16 protein-coding genes are annotated in these 15015 nt (G+C 68.7%); 7 read left to right on the forward strand and 9 right to left on the reverse strand.

The window, feature by feature from the left end:
* Positions 1 to 2 precede the first annotated feature (2 nt).
* Positions 3 to 1142, forward strand: a complete 1140-nt coding sequence (locus ACMGDM_RS03150; protein WP_436802659.1) for a Gfo/Idh/MocA family protein — start codon at positions 3 to 5, stop codon at positions 1140 to 1142.
* Between the two features lie 233 nt (positions 1143 to 1375).
* On the opposite strand, the gene ACMGDM_RS03155 is transcribed toward ACMGDM_RS03150, so the two are convergent.
* Entirely contained in the window at positions 1376 to 2656 is a 1281-nt protein-coding gene (locus tag ACMGDM_RS03155; RefSeq protein ID WP_436802660.1) for a hypothetical protein, read from the reverse strand.
* Positions 2657 to 2721: 65 nt separating this feature from the next.
* On the opposite strand from ACMGDM_RS03155, the gene ACMGDM_RS03160 reads away from it, so the two are divergent.
* A complete protein-coding gene (locus ACMGDM_RS03160) occupies positions 2722 to 3975 on the forward strand; it encodes a putative DNA modification/repair radical SAM protein (RefSeq protein WP_436802661.1) in 1254 nt (417 codons plus the stop codon).
* Positions 3976 to 4167: 192 nt separating this feature from the next.
* Positions 4168 to 5577 (forward strand): UdgX family uracil-DNA binding protein, encoded by a 1410-nt coding sequence (locus ACMGDM_RS03165; protein WP_436802662.1) that lies wholly within the window; start codon positions 4168 to 4170, stop codon positions 5575 to 5577.
* Positions 5578 to 5752: 175 nt separating this feature from the next.
* Here the strand turns inward: ACMGDM_RS03165 and ACMGDM_RS03170 are convergent, their stop codons facing one another.
* Entirely contained in the window at positions 5753 to 6547 is a 795-nt protein-coding gene (locus ACMGDM_RS03170; protein ID WP_436802663.1) for an aldo/keto reductase, read from the reverse strand.
* Between the two features lie 79 nt (positions 6548 to 6626).
* On the opposite strand from ACMGDM_RS03170, the gene ACMGDM_RS03175 reads away from it, so the two are divergent.
* Entirely contained in the window at positions 6627 to 7259 is a 633-nt protein-coding gene (locus tag ACMGDM_RS03175; RefSeq protein WP_436802664.1) for a DedA family protein, read from the forward strand.
* 4 nt (positions 7260 to 7263) lie between these two features.
* Here ACMGDM_RS03175 and ACMGDM_RS03180 read toward each other — a convergent pair whose 3' ends face one another.
* The 5 genes from ACMGDM_RS03180 to petA form a co-directional block, all read right to left on the reverse strand.
* Positions 7264 to 7839: a hypothetical protein gene (locus ACMGDM_RS03180; RefSeq protein WP_436802665.1), complete on the reverse strand. Its 576-nt coding sequence runs from the start codon at positions 7837 to 7839 to the stop codon at positions 7264 to 7266.
* Between the two features lie 112 nt (positions 7840 to 7951).
* Positions 7952 to 8482 (reverse strand): adenine phosphoribosyltransferase, encoded by a 531-nt coding sequence (locus ACMGDM_RS03185; RefSeq protein WP_436802666.1) that lies wholly within the window; start codon positions 8480 to 8482, stop codon positions 7952 to 7954.
* A 130-nt stretch (positions 8483 to 8612) separates the two neighbouring features.
* Positions 8613 to 9455, reverse strand: coding sequence for a cytochrome c1 (locus tag ACMGDM_RS03190; protein ID WP_436802667.1), 843 nt, complete (start codon positions 9453 to 9455; stop codon positions 8613 to 8615).
* 30 nt (positions 9456 to 9485) lie between these two features.
* Positions 9486 to 10772 carry a cytochrome b gene (locus tag ACMGDM_RS03195; protein WP_436802668.1) on the reverse strand — a complete coding sequence of 429 codons (1287 nt, stop codon included), beginning with the start codon at positions 10770 to 10772 and terminating at the stop codon, positions 9486 to 9488.
* A gap of 13 nt (positions 10773 to 10785) precedes the next feature.
* Complete coding sequence (gene petA, locus ACMGDM_RS03200) at positions 10786 to 11370, reverse strand: ubiquinol-cytochrome c reductase iron-sulfur subunit (protein WP_436802669.1); 585 nt, start codon at positions 11368 to 11370, stop codon at positions 10786 to 10788.
* A gap of 182 nt (positions 11371 to 11552) precedes the next feature.
* Between petA and ACMGDM_RS03205 the strand changes: the two genes are divergently transcribed.
* From ACMGDM_RS03205 to ACMGDM_RS03215, 3 genes are read left to right on the forward strand one after another with little or no spacing between them, the layout of a single operon-like run.
* Positions 11553 to 12011, forward strand: coding sequence for a tRNA (cytidine(34)-2'-O)-methyltransferase (locus ACMGDM_RS03205; protein WP_436802670.1), 459 nt, complete (start codon positions 11553 to 11555; stop codon positions 12009 to 12011).
* Between the two features lie 34 nt (positions 12012 to 12045).
* A complete protein-coding gene (hemF, locus tag ACMGDM_RS03210) occupies positions 12046 to 12885 on the forward strand; it encodes an oxygen-dependent coproporphyrinogen oxidase (protein ID WP_436802671.1) in 840 nt (279 codons plus the stop codon).
* Positions 12876 to 13466 carry a GNAT family N-acetyltransferase gene (locus ACMGDM_RS03215; protein WP_436802672.1) on the forward strand — a complete coding sequence of 197 codons (591 nt, stop codon included), beginning with the start codon at positions 12876 to 12878 and terminating at the stop codon, positions 13464 to 13466. The genes hemF and ACMGDM_RS03215 overlap by 10 nt, the downstream gene beginning before the upstream one ends.
* Here ACMGDM_RS03215 and ACMGDM_RS03220 read toward each other — a convergent pair.
* A complete protein-coding gene (locus ACMGDM_RS03220; RefSeq protein WP_436802673.1) occupies positions 13439 to 14182 on the reverse strand; it encodes a hypothetical protein in 744 nt (247 codons plus the stop codon). The two genes, ACMGDM_RS03215 and ACMGDM_RS03220, sit on opposite strands and share 28 nt — an antisense overlap.
* Positions 14179 to 14994, reverse strand: coding sequence for a hypothetical protein (locus ACMGDM_RS03225; RefSeq protein ID WP_436802674.1), 816 nt, complete (start codon positions 14992 to 14994; stop codon positions 14179 to 14181). The genes ACMGDM_RS03220 and ACMGDM_RS03225 overlap by 4 nt, the downstream gene beginning before the upstream one ends.
* Between the last annotated feature and the right edge of the window lie 21 nt (positions 14995 to 15015).

Raw genomic sequence — 15015 nt, forward strand, 5'->3', positions numbered from 1 at the left:
CGATGGCGCAACAGCACGCACTCAGGCTCGGCATGCTCGGCGGCGGCGAGGGCGCCTTTATCGGCGCGGTGCACCGCATGGCGGCGGGAGTCGACGGCGACTGGCGGCTGGTGGCGGGCGCGTTCAGCAGCGACGCCGAGCGCAATCGGCGCAGCGGCGAGTCGCTCGGACTCGATCCCGCGCGCGTCTACGCCACGTTCGAGCAACTGCTCGCCGCCGAGCGCGCGCTGCCCGAGGACGAGCGGATCGACGCGGTCGCGATCGTCACCCCCAACCATCTCCACGCGCCGATGTCGATCGCCGCGCTCGACGCCGGCTTCCACGTCATCTGCGAGAAGCCGATGTCGCTCAACCTGGCGGAGGCCGAGGCGATCGCCGCTGCAGTTGCGCGCAGCGGCCGGCATTATGCGCTCGCCTTCACCTACAGCGGCTATCCGCTGGTGGAAGAGGCGCGCGCGCGCGTCGAGCGCGGCGACTTCGGCACGATCCGGCTGGTGCAGGTGGAATATACGCAGGGCTGGCTGGCGCGCGCGATCGACCGTGACGGCAACAAGCAGGCGGAATGGCGCACCGATCCCGCGCGCGCAGGGCTCGGCGGCTGCCTCGGCGACATCGGCACCCACGCGTTCCAGCTTGCCGAGCATGTCTCGGGTCTTCGGGTCGAGTCGCTGTGCGCCGAGCTGACCACGCATGTGGCCGGTCGCCGCCTCGACGACGATGTGAGCGTGCTGCTGCGCTTTGCGGGCGGCGCACGCGGCGTGCTCAAGGCCAGCCAGGTGGCAGCAGGCGATGAGAACGGACTGCGCCTGCGCGTTCACGGCGAGCTGGGCGGGCTCGACTGGGCGCAGATGGAGCCCAACACGCTGACGCTCCGCTGGCTCGACAAGCCGGTAGAAATACTGCGCACTGGCGGTCCCGGGCTGGGCGACGGCGCGACCGCACGGACGCGCACGCCGGCCGGCCATCCCGAGGGCTATATCGAAGCGTTCGCCAACATCTACCGCGGCTTCGCCGGCGCGATCCGTGGCGCGTCGCCGGCGATGTGGTATCCCGGCGTGGACGACGGCGTGCGCACGATGGCGTTCGTCGAGGCGGTGGTGGCCAACGCGCAGTCGGACGTGAAGTGGAGCGCGCTGGGCTGAGGCGGACGGCTCGGCGGCTCCCCCTCCGCGCCGACCGACCGGGATGGTCCCCGATTTGAGCCGATCGTTAGAGTTTGCTTCGTCCGGCTGGAAGCGCCGGCGTGCTCCGGCGAACGCAGGAGCCCAGAGCCACGAGCGTCCTGCCTTGCGCCCTGGACTTCGGCGTTCGCCGGAGCACCATTCGGCCCGAATGGATCAGACCTGGCAGCCGCCCCGTCATTCCTAACCTCGTCTCAGGATCCACCGTATTGCGCCTCCCGAGCCTGAGGTGCTGGCGGGAAGGAGGTTCCCGAGACGTGTTCAGGGTGACGAGATGAAGGGTCGGCCCGCACCCAGCGCGGCGCCGGATCGCGCACCGCTGCGTGGATCAGCCACAGCAGCGCCACCGCGCGCACCGCGGCGGCAACGAGCACGTCGCTGTGGGTCGCGGAGATCGCCGCCCCCTCCATCCCCGCAAACAGCCAGAATTCGGCAAAATAGGCGGTGAGATCGCCGAGCAGGAACAGGGCCATCGGCCGCACCCGCGTACCGGTGAGCACCAGCAGCGGCCACAGCCACAGGTCGAATTGCGGCGAGTACACCTTGTTGGTCAGCAGGAACCAGGCGAGCACCGGGGTGAACAGCAGCCATGGTCGCGTGCCATGCCGCCGCCAGCCGACCGCGACGATGCTGGCGGCGCCGCCGAGAAACAGCAGCAGCGACCACAGGTTGCGCGTCGGCACATCGGAGCGCCACCAGCCGAACTGCGCCAGCAGCTCCCACAGGCTCGCCGCCGTGCCGCCGCGCTCCCGGGAGAAGGCGTAGAACTCGCGCCAGTTCTCGAACGCGAACCACGCCACGGGCAGATTGACCGCGCCCCAGCCGACCACCGCCACCACGACCAGCAGCGCGGCGCGGCGCACGCGCGTGGGAAAGTCACCCTGCCCGAGCAACATGCCGAGCCCGAGCAGCGGCAGCAGCAGCACCGGGAACAGCTTGGCCGCGCCACCCAGCGCCGCGAACGCCGCGGCGCGGGGCGATTGCCCGCGCGCCGCCGCGCGTACCGCCGCGATCGCGAAGGTGGCCGCGAGCAGGTCCCAATTATGCCCGAGGTAGAGGACCAGCGGCGGGCTCAGCGCCCAGGCATACTGACGCCACAGCCCTGCCCCGGCGCCGCGGATGAGTTCGAGCACGACGAAGGCGAGGATCGCGTTGCCGAGAGACACCGAGACGAGGAAGTCCGCCGCATCGGCGCGCGCGCCCTCGATCAGATGCGCCACCAGCCCCTCGATCCAGATCAGCGCACCGGTAAGCACCGGATATTCCATCCGTGCCTGGAAATAGGGCACCTGCCCGGCCGCGACGCCGCGCGCGCTCCAGAAGGGGATCGCGTCGCTGTAGCAGCCGGTGACATATTGCTCGCTGCCGCTCCATGCGGCGCCGCAATGCGCCTTGAACGCAAAGCCGAGCAGGCAGGTGAGCAAGAGCGCCCCGTACGGCCCGTTGGGGCCGAGCCGATCAATGATCCTCCGCACGCGACTGATCCATGGCAGGTCGCTTCGCCCTCGACAAGCGGCGCATGCGAACATACATCGAACACATGGCGCAACTCGACGTCCGCCAGAAGCTGGAAATACTCGCCGATGCGGCGAAGTACGATGCGTCATGCGCATCGTCCGGCACGGCCAAGCGCAACTCGGCGGATGGCAAGGGCATCGGCTCGACCGAGGGCATGGGCATCTGCCACGCCTACGCACCCGACGGTCGCTGCATATCGCTGCTGAAGATTTTGCTGACGAACAGCTGCATCTTCGACTGCCATTATTGCATCAACCGCAAGAGCTCGAACGTTCGCCGGGCGCGCTTCACCGCGGACGAGGTGGTCAAGCTCACGCTCGCTTTCTATCGCCGCAATTACATCGAAGGACTGTTCCTCTCCTCGGGCATCATCAAGTCGTCCGATTACACAATGGAGCAGCTGGTCGAGGTGGCGCGCGCGTTGCGCGAAGATCACCACTTTCGTGGCTATATTCACCTAAAGACGATTCCGGACGCCGATCCCGAACTGGTCCATCGCGCCGGGCTGTATGCCGATCGCGTCTCGATTAACGTCGAGCTGCCCACCGTCGGCGGACTGCGTCGCCTCGCGCCCGAAAAGGACGAGGCGCGGATCGAGGGTGCGATGGGCGACATGAAGGCGGCGATTACCGACACCGCTGACGCGCGCACCCGCTACAAGTCGGCGCCACGATTTGCGCCGGCGGGCCAGTCGACCCAGATGATCGTCGGCGCCGACGCGGCGACCGACGGCGACATCGTCCGCAAGGCGTCGACGCTGTACGATCGTTTTTCGCTGCGCCGGGTCTATTATTCCGCGTTCAGCCCGATTCCGGACGCCTCGGCGGTGCTGCCGCTCCAGCGTCCGCCGCTGATGCGGGAGCATCGCCTCTACCAGTCCGACTGGCTGATGCGCTTCTACGGCTTCTCCACTGACGAGGTGATCGCGGCGGCGGACGATTCCACCGGCATGCTGCCGCTCGACATCGATCCCAAGCTCGCCTGGGCGCTCAAGTTCCGCGACCGCTTCCCGGTCGACGTCAATCGCGCGCCGCGCGAGTTGCTGTGGCGCGTGCCGGGGCTCGGCACCAAGGCGGTAAAGAGCATTCTTGCGGCGCGGCGCTGGCGGCGGCTGCGGCTCGACGATGTGGCGCGGCTGACGGTCTCGATCGGGCGGGTGCGGCCGTTCATCATCTGCGAGGATTGGCGCCCGGTGGTGCTGGCGGACCGGGCGGAACTGAAACCGCTGGTCGCACCCAAGCCGAAGACGCGGCAGCTCGAGCTGTTCGCCGCCTGAGAGTGAGTCGCGGGTGAAACGGATCGCCGCGGTGGTGCGCTGTCGCGGCGTGATCGTTCGACGTGGCCCAGCGGTAAAGCGCTTATCCCCCCTCCCCTCCAAGGGCTGGGCGTTTCCGCGAGCGCGGCACGTGCGGAGAGCCTCCGTCCCAACCCCTCCCCTCAAGGGGAGGGGCTCAGAGGTGTGCTAGCCTTGCGCGTCATCACCCTCTCCGCCCCCGACGACGTCGACGGCTGGCGCGACGCAGCCCGCGCGCTGCTGGCGGATCACGTCGCGCCCGACGCGGTCGTCTGGCAGGTCGGCGGCGCTGTAACCGACCTCTTCGCCACGACGCCCGCGCAGCCCACCGCACCGCGCCCCGACCCGGTCGCGCCGACCACCCGCGTGCCGCGCGCTTTCCTCGATCTCGCCAATAGCGCCGCGCTCCACGACGACCCCGAGCGGTTCGCATTGCTCTACACCATGCTGTGGCGACTGCGCGACACGCCGCGGCTGACCGAGGATCACGCCGACCCGCTCGTTCGCCGCGTCGAGACACTCGCCAAGTCGGTGCGACGCGACATTCACAAGATGCGCGCCTTTCTCCGCTTCCGCAGCGTCGCGGACGATGACGGGACGGAGCGCTACGTCGCCTGGTTCGAGCCCGAACACCATATCGTCCGCGCCAATGCCGCCTTCTTCGTCAACCGCTTCGCGAGCATGCGCTGGTCGATCCTGACACCCGAGGTGTCGCTCCACTGGGACGGGTCCGCGCTGCACGAAGGTCCGGCCGCGCAACGCGGCGACGCGCCCGAGGGCGATCCGACCGAGGAGGTGTGGAAGACCTATTATGCCAGCATCTTCAACCCGGCGCGGGTGAAGGTCGGCGCGATGCTGCGCGAGATGCCGCGCAAGTATTGGAAGAACATGCCGGAGACCGCGCTGGTGCCGCAGCTGCTGGCGACCGCGCAGGCACGGGAGAGCGGGATGATCGACAAAGCGCGCGAGCGGGAGAGCGTCGTCGGCGACAATGCGCAGGCGGCGTGGGAGGCGCTACGCGACGAGGCGTCGGCGTGCACGCGTTGCCACCTCTACAAGCCGGCGACGCAAACCGTCTTCGGCGAGGGCCCGGTCGGCGCGACGATGATGTTCGTCGGCGAGCAGCCCGGCGATCAGGAGGATCTCGCCGGCCACCCGTTCGTCGGTCCCGCCGGGCAGGTGTTCGACCGCGCGCTCGCCGCGGCAGGGATCACCCGCGCGGAGACCTATGTCACCAACGCCGTCAAGCACTTCAAGTTCGAGCCGCGCGGCAAGCGCCGCATCCACGCCAAGCCCGACGCGGGCGAGATCGAGGCGTGCCGCTGGTGGATCGAGCAGGAGCAGATGCTGCTACGTCCCAAGGTGACGGTCGCGCTGGGTGCCACCGCCGCGCGCAGCCTGTTCGGCAAGGTGATGACGATCGGGCGCGAGCGCGGCCGCGAGCAGCGCCTGCCGGACGGCGGTGCGGCGTGGATCACGGTTCATCCGAGCTACCTGCTGCGCCTGCCGGACGAGGCGGCCAAGGCAAGCGAATATGAGCGGTTCGTGGAGGACCTCAGGATGGCGCACGCCGCGCTGGGGTGAGGGAAACGCTTGCCGGTGCGACATCCTCCCCGCTGGCGGGAAGGGAGACCAGCCAAAGGCTGGTGGAGGGGATGCGCCACACGCGGGTCGGCACGTCCGCGGGGCGCCCCCTCCGCCACCGCGCTGCGTGCGGCGATCCCCTCCTCGTGGCCGGGGGAATCGCCTGCGCTCACCCTTACAGCTCGCGCGGGTCGGGTCCCATGCGACCGTCGGGATCGTCCATCGCGTCGATCGCGGCGATATCGTCCTCGCTCAACTGCACTTCGCTCGCGCGCCAGTTGCTCGCGAGATGGTCGAGGTTGCCGGCCTTGGGGATCACCGACAGCCCCTTGGCGAGGTGCCAGGCGATCAGCACCTGCGCGGGGCTGGCGTCGAGCCGCTCGGCGATCGCGACGACGCGATCGTCGCGCAGCGTCTCGCCCTGACCCAGCGGCGACCAGCTCTGCGTCACGATGCCGCGCTCGCGATTGTACGCCTGGACCTCGCGCTGCTGGAACGTCGGATGCAGTTCGATCTGGTTGACCGCGGGCACCACGCCGGTCGCGTCGATGATCGCATCGAGATGCTCGGGCAGGAAGTTCGACACGCCGATCGAGCGTGCCTTGCCCTGCTCGCGCAGCGTCACCAGCGCCTTCCACGCGTCGATGAAGCGCCCGCCCGAGGGATGCGGCCAATGGATCAGATACAGGTCGACATGGTCACGCCCGAGCAGCGCAAGGCTGGCGTCGAGCGCCCCCTCGGCGTCGCCATGCTGGTCGTGCCACAATTTGGTGGTGAGCCAGACGTCGTCATGCCCCAGCCCTTCGCCGACGCCGCGCTCATTGTGGTAGAGAGCGGCGGTGTCGACGAGGCGGAAGCCCAGATCGAGCCCGGCGCGCACAACCGTGGCGACCTGCGAATCGGGAATCTGATACGTGCCCAGCCCGAGTTGGGGCATGGCACGGCCGTCGTTGAGCGTGAGATCGGTCATGTGCGTCGAACCGTTGCTGGACGGCACAGTTCCACTTTGCCGCTTCCCTTTCGCACCCGCGTGACGCAAGCGCAGGACCATGGTCGAGAAGATCCTTGCCGCACTCGCCGGCTTCGCCATCGCCGTGATCTCCGCCGGCGGCTATTGGGGCATCGCGCTGCTGATGGCGATCGAGAGCGCGTGCATCCCGCTGCCGTCCGAAATCATCATGCCGTTCGCAGGCTATCTCGTCTCCACCGGCGAGTTGAACCTGTTCCTCGCCGCGACCGCGGGTGCGATCGGGTGCAATCTTGGCTCGGTCGTCGCCTATGAGATCGGACGCCGTGGCGGGCGGCCGATGGCGGAAAAGTTCGGCCGCTACGTGCTGCTCGGCCCGGGCGAACTCGATCTCGCCGACCGCTTCTTCAATCGCTGGGGGAGCTGGGCTATCCTGATCGGGCGGATGCTACCGGTGATCCGCACCTTCATCGCCTTCCCCGCCGGCATGGCGCGAATGAAGTTGATCCCGTTTCACATCTATACGTTCGTGGGCTCCTGGCCGTTCTGCCTGCTGCTCGCCTGGATCGGCATGACGCTGGGCGACAAATGGAACAGCGACCCGCGGCTGAAGGCGTTCTTCCACCGCGCCGACGCGGCGATCGGCGTCGTCCTGGTCGTGGCGATCGCCTTGTACGTCTGGCATCGCGTGCGCGGGCTCAAGAAGCACGGCTGACGCGTCAGCGCGGGCGTTCGCCGCGACGGGGGCCGGGCCCGCGCTGTCCGCGATCGAACCGCGGCGTGCGGTAACCGTCGGCGCGGTTCTCGCGGCGCAGCTCGCGATACTCGCGCCGCACGTCGCCGCGATATTCCTGCCGCGCCGCGCGATTGCCCTGGCGGAACTGGTCGCGCGTGATCGTGCCGGCGCGATAGGCGTCACGGTTGGCGCGAAGGTCGCCGCGATAGTCGCGCCGCTCGCGCCCCACGTCACGGCGGAAATCACGCCAATTGTCACGCACGTTGCGATCGGCCAGCCCGTAGCGGCGCTGCTGCCAGTAGCGCTGCTGGTCGCCGTTCCAGCGATAGGGGCGACGGTAGCGGTCATAGACGTAGACGCCTGTGCCAGGGTAATAATAACCGTTGTTCCAGCCATAATAGCTCGGCGCATAGCCGTAGCCGCCGTATGGATCGTCGTAATAGCCGCCGCTGCCGATGCCGAAGCCGACCCCGCTATAGCCATAGCCGGTCGAGCAGGCGGAGGTCATGATCGCGAGCCCGCCCAGCAGGCTTGCGGTGACGATGCGGGTCCATCCCATCTGATGCTCCATACGCCGGAGTGAGCGGCCGATACGCGCCGCCGATCATCAAGCAACGGCGCGGGGCGCGGAACGGTTCCGGGTCGGTGCGGATCGGCCGGCCATCTCCGCCTCAATGGCCGTCGAAACTGACCAGCGACGCCACCGCCACATCGTCCGCGCGCAGCCGGTCGGCGCCGCCGAGCTCGGGCAGGTCGACGACGAACTGCGCCTGGCGCACCTCGGCGCCCGCCTTGCGCAGCAATCGCACCGCCGCGCGCGCGGTGCCGCCGGTGGCGATCAGATCGTCGACCAGCAGCACGCGCGCGCCCGGCGCGCAGGCGTCGGCATGGATGGCGATCCGGTCCTGCCCATATTCGAGTGCATAATCCTCCGCGATGGTCGCGCCCGGTAGCTTGCCGTCCTTGCGGATCAGCAGCACGCCCGCGCCCAGCGGCACCGCCAGCGCCGCGGCGAAGAGGAAGCCGCGCGCCTCGATCCCTGCGACCAGATCGACCGGCCCGTCCGCCGCCGCGACCATCCGCTCGACACAGGCGGCCAGTCCGCCAGCGTCGAGCAGCAGCGTGGTGATGTCGCGAAATTGGATCCCGGGCTTAGGAAAGTCCGGGATGGTGCGGATCAGGGCCCGAAGGTCGTCGTTCATGCGCGGCTCCGCTGCGACGGACAAGGAAACGGCGACCGAGGCGTGCGCCTCGATCGCCGTGTTCGCTTCCTAGCCGTTGCTCCGCGTAAGTCCATCGCGGAGGAACGTCATGCGGTCGGCGCTCGCGCCCTCAGTGCTTCACCTCGCGCCAGACGTTCTGATAGGCGCCCCAAGTGAGATAGATGAAGATCATCAGGAAGATCACCGCCGCCAGCCCCGCGGCATGACGCGCTTCCAGGTTGGGTTCGGCGGTCCAGGTCAGGAAAGCCGCCACGTCGCGCGCCATCTGATCCTTGGTCGCCTTGGTGCCGTCCGAATAGGTCACCTGCCCGTCCGACGTGATCGGCGGCGGCATCGCGATGTTGAGGTTCGCGAAATAGGGATTGTAGTGCAGCCCCTCCGGCGTCTTCGCATCAGGGAACTTCTTGAGCAGCTCGGCCGGCTGGTCACGATAGCCCGTGATCAGCGCATGGATATAATTGCTGCCGTCCTCGCGTGCCTTGGCCATCAGCGACAGATCAGGCGGCAGCGCGTTGGCGTTCGCGGCGCGGGCGGCGACCTCGTTGGCGAAGGGCGACGGGAAGTGATCCGACGGCAGGTTCTTGCGCGTCGCCGCCTCGCCCGTCTCCGGGTTCACGCTGGGCTGCTCGATTACCCATTGATTGGCGATCGCCTTCACCTCGGCCTCGGAATAGCCGATCTGCTGCAGGTCGCGGAAGGCGACATATTTCAGCGAGTGGCAGGCGGCGCAAACCTCCTTGTACACCTGGAAGCCGCGCTGCACCTGCTGGCGGTCGAACTTGCCGAACCAGCCTGCGGACGACAGGTGAATGTCCTCCGGATGCAGGTGGAACTCATGCTCGGCGGTGTGCGGCGCCGGACTCTGAATCGCGTCCTTTGCGGTGAAGAACAGCGCCAGTGCGAGCACGAAGACGAACCCCGCACCGATCACCAGTGAAATGAGACGAACCATTGCCTGTCAGATCCCCTCTTCGTCTCGTTCTCAGCCCGCCATCGCGGTCTTGGTGGGCGCGGTACCGCCGTGCTTCTCCAGCACCGCCTCGGTGATCGAGTTGGGCAGCGGCCGCGGCCGCTCCGCCGCCGACACCAAGGGCAGGATGATCAGGAAGTGCGCGAAATAATAAGCTGCGGCGATCTGCCCCAGCATCACGTTACGCGCGGTCGCCTCGGCGCCGCCGACATAGCCGAGCACCAGCACGTCGAACACCAGCACGATCAGGAACCAGCGGTAGGTCGGCCGGTAGTTGGCCGAGCGCACCGGCGAGCTGTCCAGCCAGGGCAGGAAAAACAGCAGCAGGATCGAGCCGAACATCGCCAGCACGCCCCACAGCTTGGCCGGCAAGATGAAGTCCGCGGTGAAGCTCTTCAGGATCGCGTAGAACGGCAGGAAGTACCATTCGGGCACGATGTGCGCCGGCGTCGAGAGCGGGTTCGCCTCGATGTAATTGTCCGGATGCCCCAGCAGGTTGGGCGAGAAGAAGACGAAGGTGGCGAAGATCAGGAAGAACACCGCCACACCGACGCCGTCCTTGGCGGTGTAATAAGGGTGGAACGGCACCGTATCCTGCTCGCCCTTCACGTCCACGCCGGTGGGGTTGTTCGAGCCCGGGATGTGCAGCGCCCAGATGTGCAGGATGATCACGCCCGCGATCACGAACGGCAGCAGATAGTGGAGCGAGAAGAAGCGGTTCAGCGCGGCGTTGTCGGGCGCGAAACCGCCCAGCAGCCACACGCGGATGGTCTCGCCCACCAGCGGAATCGCCGAGAAGAAGCCGGTGATCACCTGCGCGCCCCAGAAGCTCATCTGCCCCCAGGGCAGGACATAGCCCATGAAGGCGGTGGCCATCATCAGCAGGAAGATGACCACGCCGAGCAGCCACACCATCTCGCGCGGTGCCTTGTACGAGCCGTAGTACAGCCCGCGCCCGATGTGGATGTAGACCACCGCGAGGAACATCGACGCGCCGTTGGCATGCGCGTATCGCAGGAACCAGCCCGCGTTGACATCGCGCATGATGCTCTCGACCGAGCCGAACGCGACCGCGCCGTTGGCGGCATAATGCATCGCCAGCACCACGCCGGTGATGATCTGGATCACCAGCGCCGCCCCGGCGAGCACGCCGAAGTTCCAGAAATAGTTGAGGTTGCGCGGCACCGGATAGCCCGCGCCAATGGCGTTGTAGACGAGGCGCGGCAGCGGCAGCTTCTCGTCCAGCCAGCGCATCAGCGGCTGCTTCGGCTCATAATGCTTGGCCCAGGGAAAGCTCATCTCTCGTTCTCCCTCAGCCGACCGTCACGACGGTGTCGGACGTGAAATTGTAATCGGGCACGTGCAGGTTCTGCGGCGCCGGCCCCTGGCGGATCCGCCCGGCGGTGTCATAGGCCGAGCCATGGCACGGGCAGAAATAGCCGCCGAACGGGCCCTTGTTCTCGCCCTCGCCCGCGCCCAGCGGCACGCAGCCGAGATGGGTGCAGACGCCCAGCGTGATCAGCCAGTTCTCCTTGCCCGGCTTGGTGCGCTCGGCAAGCGTCTGCGGGTCGCGCAGCGAGCCGACATCGACCGCATTGGCCTCGCCGATCTCCTTCGGCGTGAGGTTGCGCACGAAGAGCGGCTGCTTGCGGAACGAGGACTTGATCGCCTGTCCCGGCGCAATCTTGGAGATGTCGATCTCGGTGGTCGACAGCGCGAGCACGTCGGCCGAGGGGTTCATCTGGTTGATCAACGGCAGCACGATCGCGACCGCGCCGATCCCCGCGAAGGACACGGCGGCGATGTTGATGAAGTCGCGGCGGCGCGGGTCGTGGGCAGGCTCGTGATAGGGCGCGGGATCCTCGCCCGGCGGAATATTGTTCTCGACCGTCGCCATTCGCGTCAAACCTCTACCCGTTTCATTCTCCCGCCGGGTCGATCCGATGCCGTCGCGACATGCCGCCTCCCCGCGCCGACCTGCCCGTCCCCGAGGCGGTCTGGCGGGGGTGATAGCCGCGGGCCCCGCGCTTTGCCAATCCCATTTTGCGGTCGCGCAACAACCTGCGTAGAGCGGCAGCGATGCGGATCGCGCTGTTCCAACCCGATATCGCCGGCAACGTCGGCACGCTGCTGCGGCTCGGCGCCTGCCTCGATGTCGCGGTCGATCTGATCGAGCCGATGGGCTTCCCGTTCGGCGAACGCGCGCTGGCGCGCGCCGCGATGGACTATGCCGCGCATGTGCAGGTGCGGCGCCATGCCGACTGGGACGCCTTCCTCGCCACCGTCGCGGGCCGTGTCGTGCTCGCCACCACCGCGGCCGCCGTGCCGCTGTCGCGGGCGCGCTTCGTCGCGGACGATGTGCTGCTGCTCGGCAGCGAGGGCGCGGGCGTGCCGGCGCATGTCCACGATCGCGCCGACCTGCGCGTGCGCGTGCCGATGCGCGCCGGGCTGCGCTCGCTCAACGTGGCGATCGCGGGCGCGCTGATCCTCGGCGAGGCGCTGCGCCAGACCGGCGGGTGGGACAGATTGACCGATTGACCGCAGCCCTCTCCGCGGGCGAGAGCGCATCTCCATGATATTGGACGAACAGCAGACCGCCGCCCGGACCTGGTTCGAGCAGCTGCGCGACCTGATCTGCGCCGAGTTCGAGGCGATCGAGCGCGAGGCGGGCTCCGACGCGCGCTTCGACTATCTCGCCTGGGACCGCGCCGATCCGAGCGGCGCGCCCGGCGGCGGCGGCGTGCGCGGGGTGATGAAGGGCCGCGTGTTCGAGAAGGTCGGGGTCAACGTCTCCACCGTCGGCGGCACGTTCGAGGGCGATTTCGCGCGCACGATCCACGGCGCCGGCGACGACCCGCGTTTCTTCGCCACCGGCATCAGCCTGGTCGCACACATGGCCAACCCGCATGTTCCCGCGGTGCACATGAACACGCGCTTCCTCGCCACCACCAAGCGCTGGTTCGGCGGTGGCGCCGACCTCAACCCGCCGCTGCCGATCGCCAAGGACACGGACGACTTCCACGCCACGCTGAAGCGCGCCTGCGACCACCACGATGCGGCTTATTACCCGCGCTTCAAGCAATGGGCGGACGACTATTTCTACATCCCGCACCGCGGCGTGCACCGCGGCGTCGGCGGCATCTTCTACGACCATCTCGAAGGAGACTTCGCCGCCGACCTCGCCTTCACCCAGGACGTCGGCCGGGCCTTCCTCGACGTATACCCGCGGATCGTGCGGCGGCGGATGCACCTGCCCTTCACCGACGCGGACGTGACGCAGCAGCGCGAATGGCGCGGGCGCTACGCCGAGTTCAACCTCGTCTATGATCGCGGCACCCTGTTCGGCCTGAAGACCGGCGGCAACGTCGACGCCATCCTGATGAGCTTGCCGCCGGTGGCGACATGGGGCTGACCCACCTTCCCGCCGACCAGGTCGCCACCGTGGTCACCTCGCTGGAGATGCGTCGTCGGCCGGCGCTGCGCCCCACGCCGGACTCACCGCTGCGACTGGTGCGCTGGGCGCGGCCGGAGCCGGAGAAGTACCGCACGCTGTTTCGCCGCGTCGGCGCGCGCTGGCTGTGGTTCTCGCGGCTCATCATGGACGATGCCGCGCTCACCGCGATCATCCACCACCCGCAGGTGCAGGTCTTCGCCGCGGTCGACCCAAGCGGCATCGAGGTCGGGATGGTCGAGCTCGACTTCCGTGCCAGTGGCACGTGCGAGATCGGCTATTTCGCCTTGGTGCCCGAGCTCACCGGGCAGCGCCACGGGCGCTGGCTGATGGCGGAGACGCTCCAGCGCGCCTGGATCGCGGGAGTGACACGCGTGTGGCTCCATACCTGCACACTGGATCATCCCGGCGCGCTCGGCTTCTACCGCGCGCAGGGCTTCACCCCGACGCGGCGCACGATCGAAACCTTCACCGACCCGCGCGTAACCGGCGCGCTCCCCGCCGACAGTGCGCCTCAGCTGCCCCTGCTCGCCGCGCGATAGACCACCACGCCGAGCAGCAGCACCGCGACCGCATAGGCTGCGGGGATCACGGCAAGCAGCGCGTCGGTGAGCGCGAGCAGCACCGGATCGCCGCTCCCGGGCGCGCGCAGCGCCTCGTCCGCGGCCAGCAGCGGCGACACCGCCACCCATTGCGCCAGAAACAAGGTCACCAGCGCGCCGGTGATCGCCCAGTCCTGCCCCTTGGTGAGCCGCCAGCTCAGCCGCAGCGCCGGCCCGGCGCGCAGCGCGGGGTGACGCGCCAGCGCGGGCAGCGCCGCGATCAGCCGCGCCTGAATGTAGAGGCCCGGCAGTACCAGCAGCCACATCCCGAGCCCGACCGGCACCGCCACCGCCATCGTCACCAGCACGAACGACCACAGCCGCGCCAGCGCCTGGCCGAGCGCCTGCCCCACCGTCAGCCGGTCGGGATCGAGCAGCAGCAGCGCGATCGCCGCCACGCCATAAGCGGCGAGCAGGTCGGCAAGCAGGTAGAACAGAGCGTTGCTCTGCCCCCACACGGTCACCGCGGCGAGCCAGGCGCGCATCATCAGCTCGTCGCGCGGCGGCGGCGGCAGCGGCGGCAAGGGGTCGCACAGCAGCAGCGCGGCAAAGGCGGGCAGAAAGACGAACAGGGCGGCGAGCCGCAGCACCAGCTCGCGATCGCGCCGGAACAGCCGCCACGCAACCGAGAGCAGGCCGGCGAAGGTGAGGCTCATGCGCGCAGCGCCGCGGCGTCGTCGCGCGCGCACGCAGCGACGTAGAATTGCGCGTAGAAGACGTTCTGCACCACCGTCGCGCCCGCACTGACGATCGCCAGCGCCACGCTCGTGCCGAACAACACCGCCGCGTCCCTGCCGAGCAGCAACTGAAGCGCGACCCCTATCACCGAGCGCACCGCGACGGTGATCACCATCAACAGCACGCCGTAGAGGATCAGCACACCGATGAGCCGCGCCGCGCTGCCGCGGGTCAGCGCGAAGCAGCGCCGCAGCGCCCCCAGTCCGCGCCGCTCGTTCACGACCACCGCGAACAGCGGCGCCAGGCGCGCACCGAGCCACAGCAGCACCGCCGCGGCGACCAGCACGAGCAGCGCACCGATCGCCAGCGGACCGGGCGCGGCGCGCTGCAGGTCCACCATGCCGGCGGCGGTCACCGTCGCGCCCGCAGCGATCAGCGCCGCCGCGCCCGGGACGAAGGTCAAGGCCAGCCCGACCACCAGCGCCGCGGTGACGCCAACCGCGGCACCGATCCGCCGCGTCGCGATGCCATAAGCCGCCGCCCGATCGACGCGCGGGTCGCTCGCCACCGCGGTGATGGCGAGCATGCCGAACAGCATCAGGACCGCGGCGGCGACGTTCACCACCATCCGAACGAGCGCCGCACCCTGGCCCGGCGCGAGCAAGCTCGCCGCCGCGGCTTCGAGGACGGAGGGTATCACGATCGTGGCAAATGCGATGCCGGCGAGGATCGCGGCACGACCGCGCAGCACGTCGACCGTGCGCTCCCACACCAAGGCCATCCTGATCATCGCGCGACGTTCCCTTCAACC

It is taken from the genome of Sphingomonas larreae, assembly GCF_051400595.1.
In the GTDB taxonomy this organism is placed as follows: domain Bacteria; phylum Pseudomonadota; class Alphaproteobacteria; order Sphingomonadales; family Sphingomonadaceae; genus Sphingomonas.

Excerpts from the sequence above, each read along its gene's own strand:
- ACMGDM_RS03150 (WP_436802659.1), top strand. The coding sequence starts at position 3 with ATGGCGCAACAGCACGCACTCAGGCTCGGCATGCTCGGCGGCGGCGAG.
- ACMGDM_RS03170 (WP_436802663.1), bottom strand. The coding sequence starts at position 6,547 with ATGACCGATCTCACGCTCAACGACGGCCGTGCCATGCCCCAACTCGGG.
- ACMGDM_RS03205 (WP_436802670.1), top strand. The coding sequence starts at position 11,553 with ATGCGGATCGCGCTGTTCCAACCCGATATCGCCGGCAACGTCGGCACG.
- ACMGDM_RS03160 (WP_436802661.1), top strand. The coding sequence starts at position 2,722 with ATGGCGCAACTCGACGTCCGCCAGAAGCTGGAAATACTCGCCGATGCG.
- ACMGDM_RS03190 (WP_436802667.1), bottom strand. The coding sequence starts at position 9,455 with ATGGTTCGTCTCATTTCACTGGTGATCGGTGCGGGGTTCGTCTTCGTG.
- ACMGDM_RS03220 (WP_436802673.1), bottom strand. The coding sequence starts at position 14,182 with ATGAGCCTCACCTTCGCCGGCCTGCTCTCGGTTGCGTGGCGGCTGTTC.
- ACMGDM_RS03225 (WP_436802674.1), bottom strand. The coding sequence starts at position 14,994 with ATGATCAGGATGGCCTTGGTGTGGGAGCGCACGGTCGACGTGCTGCGC.
- hemF (WP_436802671.1), top strand. The coding sequence starts at position 12,046 with ATGATATTGGACGAACAGCAGACCGCCGCCCGGACCTGGTTCGAGCAG.
- ACMGDM_RS03215 (WP_436802672.1), top strand. The coding sequence starts at position 12,876 with ATGGGGCTGACCCACCTTCCCGCCGACCAGGTCGCCACCGTGGTCACC.
- ACMGDM_RS03195 (WP_436802668.1), bottom strand. The coding sequence starts at position 10,772 with ATGAGCTTTCCCTGGGCCAAGCATTATGAGCCGAAGCAGCCGCTGATG.
- ACMGDM_RS03180 (WP_436802665.1), bottom strand. The coding sequence starts at position 7,839 with ATGGGATGGACCCGCATCGTCACCGCAAGCCTGCTGGGCGGGCTCGCG.
- petA (WP_436802669.1), bottom strand. The coding sequence starts at position 11,370 with ATGGCGACGGTCGAGAACAATATTCCGCCGGGCGAGGATCCCGCGCCC.
- ACMGDM_RS03185 (WP_436802666.1), bottom strand. The coding sequence starts at position 8,482 with ATGAACGACGACCTTCGGGCCCTGATCCGCACCATCCCGGACTTTCCT.
- ACMGDM_RS03175 (WP_436802664.1), top strand. The coding sequence starts at position 6,627 with ATGGTCGAGAAGATCCTTGCCGCACTCGCCGGCTTCGCCATCGCCGTG.